The sequence below is a fragment of the Syntrophaceticus schinkii genome, assembly GCF_000946815.1.
Classification (GTDB): Bacteria; Bacillota; DSM-12270; order Thermacetogeniales; family Thermacetogeniaceae; genus Syntrophaceticus; species Syntrophaceticus schinkii.
Genome location: NZ_CDRZ01000209.1, coordinates 1 through 1,944, shown reverse-complemented (window position 1 = coordinate 1,944; position 1,944 = coordinate 1). Strand labels below are relative to the sequence as shown.

The 1,944-nt window shown below is 39.9% G+C and carries 2 protein-coding genes; both read left to right on the top strand.

Annotated elements, in window-relative coordinates; genetic code table 11:
* Positions 1 to 25 precede the first annotated feature (25 nt).
* A complete protein-coding gene (locus SSCH_RS07535; protein ID WP_269746148.1) occupies positions 26 to 706 on the top strand; it encodes a M24 family metallopeptidase in 681 nt (226 codons plus the stop codon).
* Between the two features lie 51 nt (positions 707 to 757).
* A partial coding sequence (locus SSCH_RS07530) for an MFS transporter (protein ID WP_044664927.1) occupies positions 758 to 1,944 on the top strand: 1,187 nt, incomplete at its 3' end.

The following is a 1,944-nucleotide window of genomic DNA, read 5'->3' as shown; positions in this document are numbered from 1 at the left end:
ATAAGGACGAGCTGGAAATTGAAACATTCAAACCGCTGCGGAAATTGTTGATAGTACCATTGAGTATTTGTCAAAGTTAGTTAAGCCCGGCATGACCGAAAAAGAGTTATCTCTGCTGATGTATGAGTATATGATTAAAAACCCCGGTGTAATTACCGATAGATTCATTATTCTTGTTCTCGGAGGTAAAAACTCAGCAAATATTCATGCAGTGCCGAGTGACTATGCATTTAAAGAGGGGGATATTATCCTTCTGGACTTTTGCGCATATTATAAGAATTACTGGTCAGACATTACACGCTGCCTTTTCCTGGGTGAAGTGGGGAATGATAAGCTTGCTGAGATTTATGAAATTGTATTGGGTGCAAACCTTGCTGCTATCGAAAAAGTTAAACCCGGTGTCAAGGCATGGGAAGTTGATAAGGCAGCACGAGATTATATTACAAACGCAGGCTATGGTGAGCAGTTTTTACACAGGACAGGCCATGGTCTGGGGCTAGATATACATGAAGAACCTTTCATTTCAGCAAGCAATGATATTACCCTTACTGAAGGTATGGTTTTTACAATTGAACCCGGTATCTATTTGCCAGGTATCGGTGGTGTTCGTATTGAGGATGATGTCTTGGTTACAAAGGAAGGGCACCGTGTTCTAACAAAAACATCCAAAAAACTTGAGGATCATATTATTAAGTGCTCCAAATAATTCAGGTTCCGTATTATTTAAATTATAACAATACAGGAGGAAACTAAAAAGATGAGCACACCAAAAAAGAGTAAGCTCAAAGAGAATATGTTCACATTAGTGCTCCTAACAATTTCGGGAGCTATGATTTATGCTCTTCCTTACTTTAGAAACTATTACTATGATGTATTTGTCCAGTGTTTTAATTTAACAAATACTCAGATGGGTAGTCTAGGTAGTGTTTTTGGCGCTTTAAGTGTTGTTGCTTATTTTTTTGGCGGAGTTTTAGCGGACAGATTTTCTGCTAGAAAATTGATTACTCTTTCCCTAACCGCAACTGGTTTATTGGGCTTTATTTTACTTCTATATCCTCCCTATCCGGTTGTGCTTGCAGTCCACGCACTGTGGGGAATAACGTCAATTCTAACCTTTTGGTGCGCCTTGGTAAAAGCGATTCGTTCTATTGCAGATTCCGATGAGCAGGGTAAAGCATTCGGGTTTATGGAAGGTGGTAGAGGAATCACAAATATTGTCCACTTTTCCTTAATATTGGCAATGTTCTCCTATCTGTCATCAAACTTCTCTGACAAACTAGGCTTATCAGCCATTATCTTTGTGTATTCTGCTGTCTGTGTGCTTCTCGGTATTATTGTTTTCTTCAATTTAAAGGAAACAGATCCAGAGTTAGAGACAGCGACTGGCCAGGATACAGAGGAAAAGAAACCGCTATTTAATGTCCCTGTACTGAAAAAGGTTTTAAAAATGCCCCATACTTGGCTGGTAATTATTATGATGTTCACATCTTATGCGACCCTGATTGGTTACTACTATATAGCACCATACACCACATCTGTTTTCGGTGCCAGTGTAGTTCTTGCCGCAGCATTCACAATATTCTCACAGTATTGTCGTCCAATAGGCTGTTTTGTTGCCGGTATTATGGGTGACAAGGTGGGCTCATCAAAAGTGATGCTTGTTGGCTTTGCAGTAATGATATTGGGTATTTTAGGTATTATATTTACACCTGGAAAAGCGAGCCTTGTCTATGTAGTAGTTGTATTCGCTTGCGCAATCTATACTTCTATGTATGCAATACAAGCTTTGCATTATGCAATACTTGAAGAAGGAGATTACCCCACTGAGTTTACCGGGACTGCCGTAGCTATTATCGCTCCTTTGGGCTACAGTTCGGAAGTGTTTGTCCCGATTGTTGCCGGATATCTTTTGGACCATTTTTCTGGAGCACTGGGATATCAGCT